The sequence below is a fragment of the Pantoea sp. EKM101V genome (assembly GCF_011800325.1).
GTDB classification, from domain to species: Bacteria; Pseudomonadota; Gammaproteobacteria; order Enterobacterales; family Enterobacteriaceae; genus Pantoea; species Pantoea anthophila.
The window spans coordinates 1-375 of record NZ_JAALFP010000044.1 but is presented as its reverse complement, the minus strand read 5'-3'; the positions used below and the strand labels follow the sequence as shown (position 1 = coordinate 375).

At 50.4% G+C, this 375-nt stretch carries 2 tRNA genes; both read left to right on the top strand.

Annotated features, from left to right (window positions below):
- Window positions 1–2: 2 nt before the first annotated feature.
- A tRNA-Arg gene (locus HFD92_RS21565) sits at window positions 3–79 on the top strand.
- A 218-nt stretch (window positions 80–297) separates the two neighbouring features.
- Window positions 298–374, top strand: a tRNA-Arg gene (locus HFD92_RS21560).
- The last annotated feature ends 1 nt before the right edge of the window (window position 375 follow it).

Genomic DNA, 375 nt, shown 5'->3' with positions numbered 1-375 from the left:
ATGCATCCATAGCTCAGCTGGATAGAGTACTCGGCTACGAACCGAGCGGTCGGAGGTTCGAATCCTCCTGGATGCACCATATTTTCGGATATGGCGAAGTGCCTCAGTGTGACATGACGCATTAGCGTTCAGACCGCACTAAGGAGGATAACGTTGCATCAGCAACGGCCCGCAGAGCGAAGCGCAAGCTGAGTAATCCTCCTGGATGCACCATCGAAAATAAAGAAATAAAGCGAATTAGCAATTCCTTTCATGGTGAGTAGTCAGCACCCTGCGTTGTACAAGAATCAGATTTATGCATCCATAGCTCAGCTGGATAGAGTACTCGGCTACGAACCGAGCGGTCGGAGGTTCGAATCCTCCTGGATGCACCAT